Here is a 17,877-nt window from a genome sequence, read left to right as displayed (position 1 = left end):
TCGAGCAATACGAAATCATGCTCACCAGCATCGGACGCTTCGCTAACCCCAACCACCACAAAAACATCAACCCCACCGAAACCACCACCACCGCTACCGGCGCTGGTGCTAATGGCGGGATGGGTGATGGTAGTGATGGGGTGGTGAGTGAGAATAGTTTCTTCACCACAGGTCCAGTCACTGGCACACCGACCACACTCTCAGGAACACAACTAGGCCAACTCTGGGCCGATGGCCTCCTAGACCCCACCCACAACAGCAACAGCACTGGTGGTGGTAAGGGCAATGCTGGCAGTAACGATGGTGGCGGTGAGGACAAAGGCAGTAGTGGTGGCGATGGGGTCAACATTCCCATCGTGTTCCCCGGCACGGTTCTTGAACCAGTCACGGTGCAACAACCAATGCTGCAGCAACCAAGGCTATGGCTACCACCAACCCTGGCAACCAATGAACCACCAGTACCGACCGCACCACCAGACCCGCCCGAACCTCCTGAGCCTCCTGAGCCTCCTGAGTCTCCTGAGTTATCTGGTGGATTGGCATCAGCATTGAGTGCAGGCTCTGCGCCGGATACGGCGGCGGAACCTCTTATGGATGGTTCCGGGCTGGGAGTAGGCCTAGATAGCCCAGAAGGCTCTGCCCCTGTAGCTCCAGGTTCCTTGGCGGGTTCTGACACGGCGGGTTCTGCGTGGCTTGGGTGGGAATCGATTTGGGACGATAGCGGCCCGTTGGTCCCGCTATCCCCGGAGGAAACCACCCACCACAGTGAGACCACCCCTGATGGTTCCCCAGGTTCAGACACGACAACAGCGACAACAACTGGGGTTGGTGTTGGTTTGTCTGGTGGGGTGGGGTGGTGGAGTGCTGAGGGTGTGTGGATTCCTGCCCCGGGCACCGGAGACATGCTGCAGGGGCTAGATCCTATCGATCCGGGCAGTACAGACAGGGTGGTTGCTGATGAGCGGAGTTACCCGCAGAAACTCCTCGATGGCCTGATCGACTGCCTACAACTCGCCGCACGCACCGACACCCTTCCCCTCAATGGTGGGTTGAAAGCACAATTGATCATCACTACCAGTCAAGAAGACCTTGACCGTCGGGATGGGCGGGGAACAGCGTTCACTGTTCATAGCGGGCCGGTGCCCTTGAGTCTTTTCGATCAATCCCTCTGCGACCCAGAGATTACCCGCCTCAGCTACGGGACAGGACAAGAAATCCTCAGTGTGGGTCGGGCCGGGCGGCTCTTTACCCCGCCCCAACGTAAAATCCTCCTCGCCCGGGATCTAGGCTGTTCCTTCCCGGACTGCACGGCTCTGGCGGTGTGGTGCGAAGCGCACCACATCATTCCCTGGCAACACGGCGGCGAAACCAACATCAACAACGCCGCCTTACTCTGTAGCAGGCACCATTCCCTCCTTCACCACACAGACTGGAGCATGCGGCTAGTCCAGGGCACCCCGTTCTTCACCGCCCCCTACCTCCTAGACCCCAGTGAAACACCCCGCCGCAACACCTACCACCACGGACTACCCCGCCCGAACTACCCCGAACTCCGCGGCCAAGGCTGGAACTAAAACCACTGGGTACTCCTTTGACTGATGTCAGTATTCGACCGGCGGCACGAAAGCTAGAACGGTTAGACATAGGCGACATGGCGTTGCAAAGCGTGTCACCGAAAACGAGAATCCACAGTGTCAGAGGCGGCCGATAGGATTGAAATCATGACTGGTGCCGCAACTTCCCAAGACCCACTTCCCTCGGAGGCAGTACCCCTGCACGCGGCGTCCCTGAAATCTGCGTTGACGTACCCCCAAGGATCTTTTGGCCGTGTGGAGGTGGTGGACTCTGCCGGTTCAACGAATAGCGATCTGGTCGCCAGCGCCTCTGATCCACAGCAGCACGTCCCAGATCTGAGTGTTTTGATCGCCAACGCCCAGCCAGCGGGTCTGGGACGTCTGGGCCGTAGCTGGGAGGTCCCGGCCGGTTCGGCCATGATCTCGAGCGTTTTCCTGCACCCAGGTGAGCAGGCCGCGAGCTCCCCACGAAGCGTCCCGGACTTTGCCCAGACCGGCTATGGCTGGCTGTCCGTCCTAGCCGGGGTGGCCTTATGTGATTCCCTGCGAACACTCACGGGCATCCCTGCCGAGCTGAAATGGCCCAACGACGTGGTCATTAAGGGCCGCAAGCTCGCCGGGATACTCGCCCAGGTAGTGCCCGCTGGCCCCCGGGCACCGCTGGGTCTGGGCGTCGTGGTGGGTGTGGGCGTAAATGTGAGCCTCACCGCCGAAGCGTTGCCCACCGAACGCGCCACCTCGCTGCTCGTGGAAGGTGTGGCGGAGCTCGATAGGAATGTCCTCCTGCCTGCCTACCTCAACAAATTCGCCGCGCTCTACCAAGACTTTGTCGCCGTGGGTGGGCATGCGGATCGTCCCCTGAGTTCGGGTCCGAGCCTCATGGAAATGATGGGGGAGTTCATGGGCACCTTGGGGCAAGCGGTGCGTGCCGAATTGCCGGGCGGGGCGGTCGTGCATGGCATCGCCACGGGGCTGCGGCTCGATGGCAGCCTCGTGGTGCGCGAAGAAAACGGAACCGAGCAGATCGTCAGTGCCGGGGATGTGATTCACCTGCGCCGTACAGACTCAGAGGGCGGGGTCCACTATGCCTAGATGGCTTTTAGCGGACGAACAGGTGGAAATCCGTTGCCGCCCCCACCCGCGCATTCTCTTATGGCCCATTACGGTAGGGCTGGCCCTGATCTTTGCTGGCTCCGCCGGTGTGGCCGCGTTGCAGCCCGGACCCTTTGCGAAATGGGCTTCCGGGGCAGAAACCTTGCGTGAGCCTGCCCTCTTTCTGGTCATCGCGGTCGTACTTTTCTTGCTCGTGATCTATCCACTGCGGCGCGTCTTACGCTGGGCCGGGACGCGGTATATCCTGACAAATCAGCGCCTGCTGGTCCGCAGAGGGCTCCTGGCCAGGGTCAAGGAAACCCACGTCCTGGAGCAGATCCAGGAGGTGCGCCCCGTGCAAAAATGGCGGCAACGCATGGCGGCATCCGGGGACCTGCAATTGCACATGTTCCGTGGGCCCATGCGGACCATTGCCGAAGTTCCTGCGCTTTACCGCTTTAATAATGAGGTGCAACAAGCTTGGACAAAGGTTATCCGAGCGTCCATTCAGCAAACTCCCTATCAAGAGGGATACTCTGGTGACGTTGACACAACAGAAAAGGAGCTGCGCAAGCTTGGAAGAGATAGTTGATCCACCCGAGCCGCAGCTTCGCCCTGCCTCACGAAGCCAAACACGGGCTTTGGAGACGCAACTTCTCGGCGGCGAGCGTACCCTCAAGCGTCGTGATGTGGCCGCAGGTGCCGGTGTTTCCCTTCTTTCCGCACGCAAAATTTGGCGCGCCATGGGCTTCCCGAACTTGGGGGATGACGATGTTGCCTTCACACCGCGCGATCAAGAAGCCCTGGGGATCGTCGTCAAGATGGTGCGCGAGGGCCTGCTGACGGAGGAAACCGCCATCTCCGTGACGCGTTCCATTGGGCAGATGACCGATCGCATGGCCGTGTGGCAGATCGAGGCGCTCGTTGAAGACCTCGTGGCCGAACACGGCATCAGCGATGCCGAGGCCCGCCGCGCCGTGGTCTCCGAGCTGCCGAATCTGATCGCCCCGCTCGAAGAACTCTTGATTTACTCCTACCGGCGTCAGCTCAATGCCGGCATCCAGCGCCTGGCCGTCCGAGCGCAGGAGGGCCTAGCCGCGAGCGAGCTGGGCCGCGACGGTGATGAGGACGACGCTCCGCTGCCGCTCGCGCGGGCCGTGGGCTTTGCCGACATGGTCAGCTACACCTCGCTCTCGCGCCGCATGAATGAAAAGACGCTGGCCCGCCTGGTACAGCGCTTTGAAAACATTTGTGCCGAAATCATCAGCGTCGGTGGCGGACGACTCGTCAAAACCATCGGCGACGAAGTGCTCTTCAACTGCGAGACGCCGGTGGCCGGAGCCCAGATTTCCCTGGCCCTGGCCGAGGCGATGGCCGCCGATGACTTCCTGCCCGAGGCCCGTGTGGCCATGGTGTGGGGCCGGGTGCTGTCGCGCCTGGGCGATATTTATGGTCCTACCGTGAATCTCGCCGCACGCCTGACATCCCTGGCCGAACCGGGAACTGTGTTGATCGACTCGGTCACAGCCTCGGCGCTGACCGGCGATGACCGCTTCGTGCTGACCCAGCTGCCGGTGGAAAATGTACGCGGATTCGGCGAAGTATCGCCCGTCTTGCTCTCGCGAGGCACGGGCAAGGGCCTGGTTGTTGACTAACCCGCAAGGGTTATGTGACGAGCAACTAGGGTGAAATGTGCCGCGCCGCCGCGTTGTGGCGCCCTCGGCAGTTAGCATGGAGACATGATTTCGCCGTTCATTGCACATTTCTGCCCCGGCAGTGCTGTGCCGAAAACTGGCCGCAGCCCTCGTTGTGGTCAGATCATGGCTGCCTCTCGTTTGGCTATGAGTGGTCACGCATGAGCCCTGCTGATAGTGCTCTGGGTGCGCCCTCGCACCTCCACCTCAATATTGGCGCTGGCACCGATCGAGGTCTGCGCCGTGAACTCAACGAGGATTCCTTCAGCGCCGCCGACCCCTTATTTGTTGTCGCCGACGGCATGGGTGGCCACGTGGCGGGCGAGGTGGCCAGCTACGAGTGCATTCAAACCCTGACCCACGAGCCTACGCTGCAGTCCGGACTGCGCAGCGCGAAGGCCCTAGATCTGCACAACGCCTTGACACGCGCCGACGCCCGCATCCGGGAGCAGACGAATGCTCGCGCGGGAACAACTGTCACGGGCGCCGTCCTCGTCGAGGAACACGGCCTCCCGCACTGGCTGATCTTCAACGTGGGCGATTCCCGCACATACCGTCTCAACCGCGGCAGCCTCGAGCAAATCACCGTGGATCATTCCGCTGTTCAGGAAATGCTCGACGGCGGATACCTCACCCCCGCTGAGGCGCTCATCCACCCGCGTCGTCACGTCGTGACCCGGGCTATAGGTCTGGGCCCCGATGCCGAGGCTGACTTCTGGCTGATTCCCGTGGACGATGGGGATCGTATTCTGGTGTGTTCCGATGGGCTCACAGGCGAGCTCAGTGACGACCACATCCTCGAGACCCTCACAAGCGTGGCGGATCCCCAGGAAGCCGTCGATTCACTGATACAAGCCTCGCTACGATCCGGAGGCCGAGACAACATCACGATTGTCTTGGTCGACGCCCACCTCAGCGAGACGTCCGGCGAGGAATCCTCCACCAAGGATCCCGCAACGGCCCAGCTCTCAGACACCACAGCACTACCCACCGCAGAGCAAGCGCCTGCAGTAACACATTTGCATGAGGAGAATCATGGTTAGCACCACGTACAGCACCGGTTCCTGGCTGGGAATTGTACGCTCGGGATCGCTTATTGTTCTTGAACGGGGGACCGACCCTGCCATTGTGGGAGCGCTGTGGGACTACCTCGGCCACGAGCCCACGATTCACGGCATACTCAACGAGGTCACGGCGAAGTTTGGCACCGCGTTGACCAGCATGCCGCCCTTTGCGATCGTGCTACAAAGCGATCGACTACACATCATCTTGCGCGGAGACATCACCCTCGTGGCCCGCACCGTCGAAGGTGTCGAGACGGCCTCGGGGCAGCATGTCGCGACCTGGAGCGAACGCTCCCTGCCGCTGGCCCAGTCGATCGAGCTCGTCCTGGCCGAGAGCGAGCCTATCGAGGAAGCCATCGTCTTGCCCTTGAGCGAGGGGGTGGTTCAGCTGCGTTCGGTACTCATGTTGGCCGTTGGTTCCGCTGCTCCCGGAACCCAGCCGTCCGACGTCGAGCCTTCAGCTCCCGAGGAGGAGCCGGTTGCCGCTGAGCTAGTGACTCCTGTAGTTGCCACGCTGGCACCGGCGGCCGACGTCGCGTTCGAAGCTAAAGCCGAGGTCGAGGAAGCACCGGCTCAGGAAACTCAGGCTGAGGCGGCAGCGGCAGTAGAGCACGATGTTGCGGATGATGATGTCGAGCTCGAGGTGCCTGAGACCGAGAGTGTCACATCGCTCGAGGACGCCGTCGTGAACGCTGACGACGCTGCGGGAGAGCCTGAGGCCGAGCTTTCCGAGGACGCTGCTGAGGGTGTCGAGCGTGTGGATTCCGCCGAATTCGCGAACACCGAGGTGGCGGCTGCCGAGGAGCCGATCGACCCGGAATACGATGCGGAAACGCTGGCACAATTCGCCAAGGCCGCCGAAGCCGCGGACGCCGAGTGGAATGCCCAGCTGGCGTCGTTGGAGGGGCCCGACGCCTTGGATGCCTTCATCTCGGCGACCGGTGGGCTGACCTCCGAGCACATCGAGGAAGAGAACTCGGCCGAGCCGGAGATCCTGCCGGAAGGTTCTGACACAGAGGCGTTCCTTGAGGAGCCCGAGGATGTAACTCTTGCCAGCGACGATGAGGCAGCCGGTCAGGCTCCGGCGTTCGTGGCAGAGCAAGACGGCCTCGACACAGATCCTGCCGAAGACGCGGAGCCCGTAGCGTACCCGGTCAGCACGGCGCATGTGGTTCCGCCCATGCCGTCGCTGCCGCCCACCTCTGCAGCTGCGCTGGTCGAGGTAGCCGAAGAGCGCTTCCACGATGATGGCACCGTGGAAGACGTGGAACCGGAAACCGTAACCGAGGCTCAGGCCGAGGAACACGGCGAAGCCGAGTCCGATGCTGAAGCGGATGCCGCAGCAGATGCTGAAGCAGATACAGAAGCCGACGACGCTGCTGATACTGAGACGGACTCCGTGTCCGATCCCGTCGAGGCTTCCGAGGCTGAAGAGGGCGATGAACCGACCGAGCAGCAGCCCGAGACGCGACCCATCACCGGAACCATGGTTTTAGCTCGCCTGTGTTCCAATGGACACGCCAACCCGCCGAACTGGACCGCATGCTTTGATTGCGGAGCCATCCTGGATTCCGAGCCCCGGGAGGTGGGCCGCCCCCGCTTGGGTGCCATGCGCATCTCCTCCGGTGAGGTGGTGGACCTTGATCACTCACTCATCATCGGCCGTCAGCCTTCGCTGTCACAGGTGCTCGGGGGAGCTATGCCTCGGCTCGTTCAGGTCGTGAGCGAGAACGGCGATATTTCCCGTTCGCACGTTGAAGTCCGGTTAGATCAGTGGGAGGTGGTGCTCGTGGATCTCAACGCAACCAATGGGACGGTCTTGATCCGTGAGGGAGCAGAAGCCTACCGTCTGGGACAGGGCGAAGAGGTAACCCTGGAAAACGGGGACATCGCCGAATTGGGTGACGGCGTGTCGCTGCTCTTCGAGGGATTGCTCTAAAGCGCCCCTGGGCTCAATGAACTAACGCTAAAAAACGGTGGCGCCCCATTCACCTGGTGTCTGGGGCGCCATCGCCGCCAAAATACGGCAAGATAGAACCGTGAGTAGCGAGCCAGTAGAACCCCAGGACATTTCCACCGCATCAGAGGCCGTAGAGGCGGTCCCCGATCAGGCAGCCCGTGATCGCTATAGCGTTCTCGTGGACCTGATCCAAAAGTATCGCGTCGCCTATTACAACGAGGATGCGCCCCTGGCCAGCGACGCGGAATTCGACCTGCTCTACAGCGAGCTGGAAAAGCTCGAGGCACTGCACCCGGAACTCGTGACCAACGACTCCCCAACCCAAGTGGTCGGCGGGGATGTCTCGGTGGCGTTTGCCGCCGTCGACCATGTGGCTCGCATGTACTCGCTGGAGGATGTCTTCTCACTCGAGGAGCTGGAAGCCTGGCTCGTAAGGGCGGCCGCCTCCGTTGAGAAGCGCGGCGGACAGCCTCCGCAATGGCTCACCGAGCTCAAGATCGACGGGCTCGCCGTGAACCTGCTCTACCGCGACGGCGTGCTGGTGCGTGCCGCAACTCGCGGTGACGGCACCACGGGTGAGGACATCACCCACAATGTGGCCACCATCAAGGACATTCCGCAGAAGCTCAGCGGCACGAATTTCCCCTCCGAGGTTGAGATTCGCGGCGAGGTATTTATCGCCTCCAAGGACTTTGCCGAGCTCAATGAAAAGATGGTCGCCGCCGGCAAGGCACCCTTTGCCAACCCCAGGAACTCCGCCGCCGGTTCGCTGCGCCAGAAGGACCCGGCCGAGACCGCCAAGCGCCCGCTGAGCATGTTCGTCCACGGCATCGGCGCCCGCGAGGGACTCTCCACGGCGAGCCAGTCGGAGACGTACGCGCTGCTCAAGGAGTGGGGCATGCCGATCAGCCCGTACTTCAAGGTGGTGTCCACGCTGGCCGAGGTCATGGACTTCATCGCCTACTACGGCGAGCACCGACACGATTTGATCCACGAGATCGACGGCATCGTGGTCAAGGTCGACGATCTGGCGACGCAGCGCGAACTGGGCCACACCTCACGCGTGCCGCGCTGGTCGGTGGCGTACAAATACCCGCCGGAGGAGGTCCACACGAAGCTGTTGGACATCCAGGTGCAGGTGGGTCGCACCGGCCGTGTGACCCCGTTCGGCATCATGGAGCCGGTCAAGGTAGCCGGCTCCACGGTGGAACGTGCCACGCTGCACAACCAAGATGTGGTCAAGGCCAAGGGTGTCATGATTGGTGACGTAGTGGTTCTGCGTAAAGCCGGCGATGTGATTCCGGAGATCGTTGGCCCGGTGATGGCGCTGCGTGAGCTGCAGGATCCGCCCGTGCGCGAGTTCGTCATGCCCACACACTGCCCCTCGTGTGGCACCGAGCTGGCACCCGCCAAGGACGGCGATATTGATATTCGCTGCCCCAATACCAAGTCGTGCCCCATTCAGCTCACGGAACGCGTGGCCCACCTGTCCGGCCGAGGCGGCTTCGATATTGAGGCGCTCGGGTACGAGGCGGCCGTTGCCCTAACCTCCGGCCCCGGACCCGATCCGGCAGAGAACGGCGGCAGCATCGCACCGGCCGGTCCTGGACCGCTGACGAGTGAGGCGCAAGTCTTCTCTATCGCGGAACTGGACCTGTCCGGCGTCGTGGTGTGGCGTGAAATCCGGTCCAAGGGTGAGGGTACGGGGCGCTTCCAGCAGGTGCCGTATTTCTACACCAAGGCCACCTCGAAGAAGCCATCGGTGCCCACCAAGACCACCGAAAAGCTGTACGAGGAACTGGAAAAGGCCAAGAAGGCTCCGCTGTGGCGGGTGCTCGTGGCATTGTCGATCAGGCATGTTGGGCCCACGGCGTCGCGGGCGTTGGCGACTCGCTACGGCACGATGGCCGCGATCCAGGAAGCGCTGCTGGCCCCGGATGCGCGGGAGCAGCTGGCCAATGTTGACGGAGTTGGCGGCATTATCGCGGAGGCGCTGATCGAGTGGTTTGCCGTTGATTGGCACCAGGAGATCGTTGCTGCGTGGGCTGCGGCCGGGGTGCTTATGGCCGATGCCGTGGATGAATCGGTTCCGCGCACGCTCGAGGGCCTCACGATTGTGGTGACGGGGACGTTGCCGACGCTCAGCCGTGATGAGGCGAAGGAAGCCATCATCACCCGCGGTGGCAAGGCTGCCGGATCCGTGTCCAAAAATACCTCCTACGTTGTGGCGGGGGAGGCCGCTGGCACCAAGCTGGATAAGGCCGAAGCTCTCGGCATTCCCGTGCTGGATGAGGAAGCGTTCATTGCGCTTCTCGCCACCGGGCCAACACCCGCCGAGTAAGTCACCGCCCTCGAAGCAAAGGACCGTCATGACCCCGAACGTTGCCACTGTTGAGGAGTTGCTGCAGCTTGCCCTACGCGCCGCAGCCGCAGGAGCCGCCGTCTTGGCTGCCCGCGATCCGGCCGGTTTTGGTGCAACGGAGAAATCCTCCGACGCAGACTGGGTCACCGCCTTCGATCTGGCCGCCGAACAGGCCGTCCGCTCCGTCATCAGCGAGGCCCGCCCGCACGACGTCATCACGGGGGAGGAGCTGGCCCCGGCCCTGCCGTCCGAGCCGTCGGGGTACCGGTGGAGCATTGACCCGCTCGATGGCACCATGAACTTCATCCGCAACATCGCCTACTACGGCACTTCGGTGGCGGTCATGGGGCCCGACGGCGCATGGCTCGCCGGAGTCGTTGACGCACCAGCGCTGCGCCGGGTGTACTTTGCCTCGCAGGGTGCCGGGGCCTGGCTCGATGAAATTCGGGCCGATGGTGTCCAGTCGCTGCGCCGCCTGTCCGGACCTACCGAGAAACGGGGTGGGACGTTATTGTCGACGGCCCTGACCTATGATCCTGTGGTGCGACGTCGTTTGGTGTCAGAGCTGGATAGCCGGATGGATAACTTTGGCGACGTTCGGCGCTTAGGATCGGCGGCGTTGGAACTGTGCGCCGTGGCGGAGGGTTCCGTGGACGCGTACCTGGAATACGGATTGTTTGAGCATGACTTCGCGGCCGCTGGACTCATTGCCGAGGAAGCAGGAGCCTGGGTACACCGGCCGGAACTGAGCCCGGCCATCAACGGCTTGCCGTCGCGTGAGGAAGTCTTGTCGGTCTGGACGGCGGCCTGTGTTCCGGGCCTGGAGAGCGGCTTCGCGCCGACGAGCTAACGGGCTGGATGGCGCTGGCCTTAGCTCTTGGATTCTCCATTTTTATGCAGCGGAGGGCATCATGAACATCACCGGCGAGGGGACGCTCCCTTCGGCTTTTGACGTGACCGGTCTGGCCGTCACTGCCCTGTCCGAGGCTGCATCCGCTGTGGCACTCTTGGCGCAACGGCATGGGGCCGAGAGCCCCGAGATCACGGTGAATCGGGATCTGGCATCACTGTGGTTTGCGGGATCATTTACGCCTCTCGGGTGGGAGTTACCACCGGTGTGGGACGCCATCGCGGGGGATTATCGTTGCCTCGATGGCTGGATTCGTCTGCACACCAACGCACCACATCACCGCGCCGCCGTCCTAAAGGTGCTGGGGCTGGAAGGTGACGTCAGCCGCGAGGAGGTAATGGCCGCCGTCGTACTTTGGGAGGGGCAGGCCCTCGAAGATGCCGTCGTGGCGGCGAACGGTTGCGCGGCACTGTTGCGATCACCGCAGGAGTGGCGCGAGCATCCGCAGGGGAGGGCCGTCGCTTCCGAGCCGCTGATCGGCTGGGGCGATCCGCGAGCCGTGCTGGCCCTGCAGGACGGTGAGGCGAGTGCGCAGCGTCCGCTGGCCGGAGTGCGGGTGCTGGATCTGACGCGGATTATTGCCGGTCCGGTCGCCACCCGTTTCCTGGCGTTTTACGGCGCAGAGGTCTTGCGGATTGATCCGCCGTGCTGGGACGAGCCGTCCTTGGAAGCCGAGCTGACGATCGGCAAGCGGTGTGCACGGCTGGATCTGAAGTCCGCTGCGGGGTTGGTGGAGTTGCATGAACTGCTCGCCGGGGCCGATATCTTCATCCACGGCTATCGTGCTGATGCGCTGGATGCCTTGGGCCTGAGCGACGCGGAGCTGGCGGCGCGATATCCGTCGTTGATCAACGTGGCGCTCAATGCCTATGGGTGGAGCGGACAGTGGGCTAACCGCCGCGGCTTCGACTCGCTGGTGCAGATGAGCTGCGGGATTGCGTATGCCGGCCGGGCGTACTTTGCGCAGGGCGGAGGTTTGGAGGACTTGTCGGAGCTCAAGCCGCATCCGCTACCGGTGCAAGCGCTGGATCATGCCACGGGGTACTTGTGTGCTGCCGCGGCTGTCACCGCATGGGGCGAGCGACTCGAGGGCACGGTTCGGAATGCCCGGTTATCCCTGGCCCGGACGGCCGTGGAATTGATGGGCTCGGAACCTTCGGATCCTGATGCTCCTGCGCCGCATGTGGATGGTTCCTTGCTGCTGGCCGAAGACACCGTCTGGGGTCCTGGGCAGCGGCTGCCGTCGGCGGTTCAGATCACGGGTGTTGTTTCGGAGACCGATATTCCGGCTCAGGGATTGGGCTGGGCCGAGCCGCACTGGCTCTAGGTTTGCCCGGGCCTCCAGCCTTGCCGTCTCAGGGCGGCTTCGACCATGGCTACCACGTGGACTTCGCCTTGGCGCATGTCGGCGCTGTAGACCTTGACCTGCAGCCAACCGCGGGCGGCGGTCCGCTCATCCCTGTTTCGGTCGAACAATTGCTTCTTGGTGGTTTGGTGAATCTCGCCCTCGTATTGCGCGCTGGTTTTGTACTTCTCGCAGGCCAGATCCGGCCACACGAGCGGATTTCCGGCGATGGCGTAATTCGTCGTGAACTCGGGCAGTCCGGCGCGTTGGAGCATGAGGCGCAGTTTTGTCTCCGGTGGCGAATCCACGCCCACACGCATGAGCTCCAGCGCAGCCCTGGCCTTGCCTAGGCCCGGAATCCCGTGCTTATCGGCAATGAAGGTACGGAGCACTGCCGCGGCCAAGATGGGAACCTTCCTCGCTTCAAAGTGCCGTTCGTGCTCACACACGAGGAAGTCGGCCACCGCAACAAGATCGTCCAAGTCGAGGACGGTAGCCAGATCCAGAAAGGTCCGCGCAGGTGTGGTGACGGGTACTCCACCTAAGTGCATGATGTCTTCGGGAGGCAGGGCCATGCTGTGTCCAATGACGTGCTTGCGCCGTGGCTGCACCGAACCAGCCGGCCTGCTCAGATGGACCGAGGTGATCTCGTCATTGAACCACGGCAGGGGAAAACCATGGAGTTGAGCAGCAGTCACGTGCGAGATGACGCCACCTGCGCTGAGCTCCGTATACGGGCGAACTCGGTCCAGCAGCTTTTGCCCGATTCCTTGTGGCACCCGGATCTGGCGGCTAGGCACAGAAAGATCCTTCGCTCGCATCCTGCTGGGCGTGGCACCGGCGGCGATTCCCTCGCTATATGTGAAGGAACGCCAAGCCAAAAAGCCGGGAAGTGGAGGTCGCTGCATCATGATCCCAGTCTGATCCGAAATCGCCGCCCATGCTCGGAGTTATCCACAGGCGAGGCCTGAGTCACGCCCTTTGGGATTCTTTTAAGCAGCTCCTGCGGGTGTTGCGTAGCTCCGGAATTCTCTTAAGCAGCTCCGGTGGGTGTTTAGTCAGCGCACCCGCAGGAGCTGCTTAAAGGAAACGAGGAACCGGCCCGCACCCGCAGGAGCTGCTTAAAGGAATTTGTTGGGAAGAGATGGTCGTGGAAAATGAAGGTGGCACCGTCCATGACAGTGAAAATTACTCGCGATCCAGGAATCAATAACGCATGAGCCTTACCGTCCGTCCCATCACCGAAGCCGACTACGACGACGTCGCCCGGATCACCTCCGCCGCCTACCTCGGCGCGGGGTACTTCCAAAGCGCCGATTACCCGTACATGCAACAAATCATGCGTGTGGCGGAGCGGGCTACTGTGGCGCCCATCATCGTGGCCGAACGCGATGGTGTGGTCATTGGCTCGGCAACCTTGGCCGTTCAGGGGGATGAGTGGGCGGATATTGCGCTTGAACACGAGATGGAATTCCGCCTACTCGTGGTCGATCCGGAGGTGCAGCGCAGTGGTGCCGGACAAGCCATGGTGGCCTGGATTCTGGAGCATGCACGGGCAACCCCGGGGATTGTGGCCGTCAGTCTGACCACGGGAGACGATTGGCACACGGCCCACGCACTCTACCGAAAGCTTGGCTTCAAACGCGTACCGGAGCGCGACTGGCCCATCCCGGAAAACGGCAAGATGCTGCGCGTTTACCGGATGGAGCTGTAGGTCCCAACCGCCGGTAGATCGTCGAAAAACGCAATGAATTCCAAGGGTGGTAAGACTCACCCTTATAGTTGGGTCTCCACTATTTGGGTGCAGTACCCACGACGCTAAGGAAGACTACGTGCGCAAAATTTATGGTTCCGGTTCCAGCTGGGAAAAGACTCTTGGTTACTCCCGCGCCGTGCAGGTCAATGACACCCTGTACATTTCCGCAACCTCGGCCGCGGGCCCGGACGGGACTGTTGTTGGCGAGGGCTTCTATGAGCAGAGCGCATACATCCTGAGCAAGCTCGAAGCCGTCCTGGCCGAGGCTGGATTCTCCTTCGCAGATGTGGTGCAGTCCAAGATCTACCTGACAGACATCAGTGCCTGGGAAGAAGCCGGCCGGGCCCACGGAGAAGTCTTCGGCGAGATTCGCCCCACCATGGCTCTGGTCCACGTCTTGCCGTTCCTTGACGCCGCCATGAAGGTTGAAATCGAACTCGTCGCACAGCGATAACGCCCGGTGCTGCCGGGCACCTGCCCAGCAGCACCGGCAAGGTGTGGGCAACGAGATAGCGATCTGTTGGCACAGGGCAAATCATGGTGCGCGAAAACGATAAGGTAGTAGCGATAACTTTTTTCTTTTTTGTAGGGGAGATCCATGGCTGCGATCAACCGTGACGACGTGGCGCATTTGGCGCAACTGGCTCACATCGAGATGAGCGACGACGAACTGGACCGCATGGCCACAGAGCTGGCAGTAATTGTGGATTCAATTAAGAGCGTCAGCGAGGCTGCAGGTGCGGATGTTCCCGCCACCTCACACCCGATTCCGCTGACCAATGTCATGCGTGAAGACGTGGTTGGCCATGTTTTGACCGTTGACGAAGCCCTGTCCGGGGCACCCGATGCTGCTTCCGGCCGCTTCAAGGTTCCGGCAATTCTGGAGGAGAGCTAATCCATGACTGCATCTGAATTGATCCGTTCCAGCGCGGCCGAGATGGCCGCCAAGCTGGCCTCCGGAGAAATTACCTCCGTTGAACTGGTTCAGGCTCACCTTAACCGCATCGCCGAGATCGACGGCGGAGAGCGCGGCATCCACGCGTTCTTGCACGTTAACGGCGAAGAAGCCCTCGCGGTTGCTGCTGACGTTGACGCCCGCCGCGCTGCCGGTGAAGAGCTCCACGAGCTCGCCGGTGTGCCGATCGCCATCAAGGACTTGATCGTCACGAAGGGTCAGCCCACCACGGCTGCCTCCAAGATCCTTGAGGGCTGGATGAGCCCGTACGACGCCACCGTCATCAAGAAGATCCGCGCCGCACGCATGCCGATGCTGGGTAAGACCAACCTCGACGAATTCGCCATGGGTTCCTCCACGGAGCACTCCGCTTATGGCCTCACGCGCAACCCTTGGGATCTGGACCGGATTCCCGGTGGTTCCGGTGGTGGTTCCGCCGCAGCCGTTGCTTCCTTCGAGGCTCCTCTGGCCCTCGGAACGGACACAGGTGGATCCATCCGCCAGCCCGGTTCCGTCACGGGCACCGTAGGCGTCAAGCCCACCTATGGTGCGGTGTCGCGTTATGGTGCCATCGCTATGGCGTCCTCGCTGGACCAGATCGGCCCGGTATCGCGCACGGTTTTGGACTCAGCACTGTTGCAGGAAGTCATCGGCGGATACGATCCCCAGGACTCCACCTCGCTGACCGACGCCTCCACGGGCCTGGCCGACGCCGCTCGTTTGGGCAACGTCAAGGGCATGAAGATCGGTGTCATCAAGGAACTGCACGGCGAAGGTTTTCAGGCCGGTGTTGAAAACCGTTTCAACGAATCCCTGGAACTCCTGCGCGAAGCAGGGGCAGAAATCGTCGAGGTTTCCTGCCCGAACTTTGGTTACGCCCTTGGTGCCTACTACCTGATTATGCCCAGCGAGGCTTCTTCTAACCTCGCCAAGTTCGACGGCGTCCGCTTTGGTTTGCGCACTCTGCCCACCGAAGGCCCGCTCACCATCGAGCGCGTCATGGGTGCCACTCGCGCCGCCGGGTTTGGCGACGAGGTCAAGCGCCGCATCATCTTGGGTACCTACGCCTTGAGCGCCGGTTACTACGATGCTTACTACGGTTCCGCACAGCGCGTGCGCACCCTGGTGCAGCGCGACTTCGAGGCCGCATTTGCTCAGGTTGACGTGCTGATCTCCCCGACCACGCCCACCACGGCGTTCAAGCTCGGCGAGAAGCTCGATGATCCGCTGTCGATGTACCTGCAGGACGTTGCCACGATTCCGGCTAACCTGGCCGGTATCCCAGGTCTGACCCTGCCCGGTGGCCTTGCTGACGAAGACGGCCTGCCCGTTGGTATCCAGCTGCTGGCTCCGGCTCGCGAAGACGCCCGCGTTTACCGTGTGGGTGCTGTCTTGGAATCCCTGCTCGAGGCCAAGTGGGGCGGCCCCATGCTGAACCAGGCGCCCGAACTTGCTAGCACAGCTGTTGCAGCCGAGGAGGCTAACTAATGAGCGTTGACACCATTTTGAGCTTCGAAGAAGCCATGGAAAAGTACGATCCCGTTCTCGGTTTTGAGGTTCACGTTGAGTTGAACACCAAGACCAAGATGTTCTCCTCCGCACCGAACGTGTTTGGTGACGAGCCCAACTCGAACGTCAACGAGGTTTGCTTGGGTCTGCCCGGCGTCCTTCCGGTTGTGAACAAGAAGGCTGTTGAGTCCTCGATCTTGATCGGCCTGGCGCTGAACTGCAAGATTGCCGAGCACTGCACCTTTGCTCGCAAGCAGTACTTCTACCCGGACACACCCAAAAACTTCCAGACGTCGCAGTACGAAGATCCGATTTGCTACGACGGCTGGATCGACATTGAGCTCGAGGACGGCACGGTCTTCCGCGTCGAGATCGAGCGTGCCCACATGGAAGAGGACGCCGGAAAGCTCACCCACATGGGTGGCTCCACCGGACGCATCCAGGGTGCGGATTTCTCGCTCGTTGACTACAACCGCTCGGGCGTTCCGTTGGTGGAAATTGTCACCAAGCCCATCGAAAATGTCGGTTCACGTGCCCCCGAATTGGCCAAGGCTTATGTTGCCGCCATCCGCGAAATCGTCAAGAACCTTGGCGTCTCCGATGCCAAGATGGAGCGCGGCAACGTCCGTTGCGACGCCAACGTTTCCCTGCGCCCCTACGGCCAGGAAAAGTTCGGTACCCGTACCGAGACGAAGAACGTGAACTCCTTGCGCGCCGTCGAGAACGCCGTGAAGTTCGAGATCCAGCGTCACGCTGCCGTCTTGGATTCCGGTGTGTTGATCACCCAGGAAACCCGCCACTGGCACGAAGACACCAAGTCGACCACCTCAGGCCGTCCCAAGTCCGATGCTGATGACTACCGTTACTTTCCGGAACCGGACCTGGTGCCCATCGTGACCACGGCCGAGTGGGTTGAAGAACTCCGCGCCACTTTGCCGGAGCCGCCGGCCGAGCGCCGCAAGCGTCTCCAGGCTGACTGGGGCTACTCGGATCTGGAATTCCGCGACGTGGTCAACGCCGGACTCATGGACGAGATCGAAGAGACCGTCACCGCCGGTGCGACCGCTGCGGCTGCCCGCAAATGGTGGATGGGCGAGATCGCCCGCCGCGCCAAGCTGGCCGACGTTGACCCCGCAGCGCTGGGCGTCAGCCCCGCCGTCGTGGTTGAGATCGAAAAGCTCATCGCCTCAGGTGCCATCAATGACAAGTTGGCCCGCAAGGTGCTCGACGGCGTCCTTGAGGGCGAGGGTACGCCCACCGAGGTGGTGGCTAAGCGCGGCCTCGCCGTGGTGTCCGACGATGGTGCGTTGCAGACCGCCATCGATGAAGCCTTGGCAGCTCAGCCCGACGTTGCGGACAAGATCCGAGGCGGCAAGATTCAGGCCGTTGGTGCCATCGTTGGTGGCGTCATGAAGGTGACACGTGGACAGGCCGACGCCGGCCGCGTGCGCGAATTGATCCTCAAGACCCTGGGTGTCGAGGGCTAAGTCCTTGCGGCATTGACCGTTGCACCCGTGCAACGGTTCCTGCGCCCGCCTCCCAAGCGTTCCCGGTTACCTCCGGGCACTCCTGGGAGGCGGGCGTTTCTTTTGTCGAAACGCAGACGAAACATGATTGTTACTGACGGTTTGAAAAGAATTTCATCCAACATATTGC

The 17,877-nt window shown here is 62.0% G+C and carries 15 protein-coding genes; 14 read left to right on the top strand and 1 reads right to left on the bottom strand.

What is annotated here, in order from left to right:
* The 9 genes from CVS30_RS18145 to CVS30_RS11285 form a co-directional block, all read left to right on the top strand.
* The coding region (locus tag CVS30_RS18145) for an HNH endonuclease signature motif containing protein (protein ID WP_220033910.1) at window positions 1–1,574 on the top strand (1,574 nt) is incomplete at its 5' end.
* Window positions 1,575–1,721: 147 nt separating this feature from the next.
* Window positions 1,722–2,666, top strand: a complete 945-nt coding sequence (locus tag CVS30_RS11320) for a biotin--[acetyl-CoA-carboxylase] ligase (protein WP_110485437.1) — start codon at window positions 1,722–1,724, stop codon at window positions 2,664–2,666.
* Window positions 2,659–3,258 (top strand): PH domain-containing protein, encoded by a 600-nt coding sequence (locus CVS30_RS18325; RefSeq protein WP_110485436.1) that lies wholly within the window; start codon window positions 2,659–2,661, stop codon window positions 3,256–3,258. Before CVS30_RS11320 ends, CVS30_RS18325 begins: the two co-directional genes overlap by 8 nt.
* Complete coding sequence (locus CVS30_RS11310) at window positions 3,242–4,321, top strand: adenylate/guanylate cyclase domain-containing protein (protein ID WP_245934566.1); 1,080 nt, start codon at window positions 3,242–3,244, stop codon at window positions 4,319–4,321. The genes CVS30_RS18325 and CVS30_RS11310 overlap by 17 nt, the downstream gene beginning before the upstream one ends.
* Before the next feature lie 200 nt (window positions 4,322–4,521).
* Window positions 4,522–5,403 (top strand): PP2C family protein-serine/threonine phosphatase, encoded by an 882-nt coding sequence (locus CVS30_RS11305; protein WP_110485434.1) that lies wholly within the window; start codon window positions 4,522–4,524, stop codon window positions 5,401–5,403.
* Window positions 5,396–7,363, top strand: a complete 1,968-nt coding sequence (locus CVS30_RS11300) for an FHA domain-containing protein (protein ID WP_110485433.1) — start codon at window positions 5,396–5,398, stop codon at window positions 7,361–7,363. Before CVS30_RS11305 ends, CVS30_RS11300 begins: the two co-directional genes overlap by 8 nt.
* A gap of 100 nt (window positions 7,364–7,463) precedes the next feature.
* Window positions 7,464–9,725 (top strand): NAD-dependent DNA ligase LigA, encoded by a 2,262-nt coding sequence (gene ligA / locus CVS30_RS11295; RefSeq protein ID WP_370800887.1) that lies wholly within the window; start codon window positions 7,464–7,466, stop codon window positions 9,723–9,725.
* Window positions 9,726–9,753: 28 nt separating this feature from the next.
* Window positions 9,754–10,596 carry an inositol monophosphatase family protein gene (locus CVS30_RS11290; RefSeq protein WP_110485432.1) on the top strand — a complete coding sequence of 281 codons (843 nt, stop codon included), beginning with the start codon at window positions 9,754–9,756 and terminating at the stop codon, window positions 10,594–10,596.
* Window positions 10,597–10,657: 61 nt separating this feature from the next.
* Window positions 10,658–11,983: a CoA transferase gene (locus CVS30_RS11285; protein ID WP_110485431.1), complete on the top strand. Its 1,326-nt coding sequence runs from the start codon at window positions 10,658–10,660 to the stop codon at window positions 11,981–11,983.
* Here the strand turns inward: CVS30_RS11285 and CVS30_RS18320 are convergent.
* Window positions 11,980–12,912 (bottom strand): type IV toxin-antitoxin system AbiEi family antitoxin, encoded by a 933-nt coding sequence (locus tag CVS30_RS18320; RefSeq protein ID WP_245934565.1) that lies wholly within the window; start codon window positions 12,910–12,912, stop codon window positions 11,980–11,982. The two genes, CVS30_RS11285 and CVS30_RS18320, sit on opposite strands and share 4 nt — an antisense overlap.
* Window positions 12,913–13,217: 305 nt before the next feature.
* On the opposite strand from CVS30_RS18320, the gene CVS30_RS11275 reads away from it, so the two are divergent.
* From CVS30_RS11275 to gatB, 5 genes are all read left to right on the top strand, one after another.
* Window positions 13,218–13,715: a GNAT family N-acetyltransferase gene (locus CVS30_RS11275; protein WP_110485430.1), complete on the top strand. Its 498-nt coding sequence runs from the start codon at window positions 13,218–13,220 to the stop codon at window positions 13,713–13,715.
* 118 nt (window positions 13,716–13,833) lie between these two features.
* A complete protein-coding gene (locus CVS30_RS11270; protein WP_110485429.1) occupies window positions 13,834–14,211 on the top strand; it encodes a RidA family protein in 378 nt (125 codons plus the stop codon).
* 144 nt (window positions 14,212–14,355) lie between these two features.
* Entirely contained in the window at window positions 14,356–14,652 is a 297-nt protein-coding gene (gatC, locus tag CVS30_RS11265) for an Asp-tRNA(Asn)/Glu-tRNA(Gln) amidotransferase subunit GatC (RefSeq protein ID WP_110485428.1), read from the top strand.
* 3 nt (window positions 14,653–14,655) lie between these two features.
* The gene (gene gatA, locus CVS30_RS11260) at window positions 14,656–16,200 is read left to right on the top strand and encodes an Asp-tRNA(Asn)/Glu-tRNA(Gln) amidotransferase subunit GatA (protein ID WP_110485427.1); all 1,545 of its coding nucleotides are present in this window, start codon (window positions 14,656–14,658) and stop codon (window positions 16,198–16,200) included.
* Entirely contained in the window at window positions 16,200–17,708 is a 1,509-nt protein-coding gene (gene gatB, locus CVS30_RS11255) for an Asp-tRNA(Asn)/Glu-tRNA(Gln) amidotransferase subunit GatB (protein WP_110485426.1), read from the top strand. The genes gatA and gatB overlap by 1 nt, the downstream gene beginning before the upstream one ends.
* The last annotated feature ends 169 nt before the right edge of the window (window positions 17,709–17,877 follow it).

It is taken from the genome of Arthrobacter psychrolactophilus, from assembly GCF_003219795.1.
Lineage (GTDB): Bacteria > Actinomycetota > Actinomycetes > Actinomycetales > Micrococcaceae > Specibacter > Specibacter psychrolactophilus.
The sequence above is the reverse complement of the archived record's forward strand: the minus strand, read 5'-3'. Positions and strand labels throughout refer to the sequence as shown.

Bases quoted from the DNA above. Each gene is read 5' to 3' on its own strand.
- CVS30_RS11320 (WP_110485437.1), top strand. From the start codon at position 1,722: ATGACTGGTGCCGCAACTTCCCAAGACCCACTTCCCTCGGAGGCAGTA.
- CVS30_RS18325 (WP_110485436.1), top strand. From the start codon at position 2,659: ATGCCTAGATGGCTTTTAGCGGACGAACAGGTGGAAATCCGTTGCCGC.
- CVS30_RS11305 (WP_110485434.1), top strand. From the start codon at position 4,522: ATGAGCCCTGCTGATAGTGCTCTGGGTGCGCCCTCGCACCTCCACCTC.
- CVS30_RS11300 (WP_110485433.1), top strand. From the start codon at position 5,396: ATGGTTAGCACCACGTACAGCACCGGTTCCTGGCTGGGAATTGTACGC.
- CVS30_RS11290 (WP_110485432.1), top strand. From the start codon at position 9,754: ATGACCCCGAACGTTGCCACTGTTGAGGAGTTGCTGCAGCTTGCCCTA.
- CVS30_RS11285 (WP_110485431.1), top strand. From the start codon at position 10,658: ATGAACATCACCGGCGAGGGGACGCTCCCTTCGGCTTTTGACGTGACC.
- CVS30_RS18320 (WP_245934565.1), bottom strand. From the start codon at position 12,912: ATGATGCAGCGACCTCCACTTCCCGGCTTTTTGGCTTGGCGTTCCTTC.
- CVS30_RS11275 (WP_110485430.1), top strand. From the start codon at position 13,218: ATGAGCCTTACCGTCCGTCCCATCACCGAAGCCGACTACGACGACGTC.
- gatC (WP_110485428.1), top strand. From the start codon at position 14,356: ATGGCTGCGATCAACCGTGACGACGTGGCGCATTTGGCGCAACTGGCT.
- gatA (WP_110485427.1), top strand. From the start codon at position 14,656: ATGACTGCATCTGAATTGATCCGTTCCAGCGCGGCCGAGATGGCCGCC.
- gatB (WP_110485426.1), top strand. From the start codon at position 16,200: ATGAGCGTTGACACCATTTTGAGCTTCGAAGAAGCCATGGAAAAGTAC.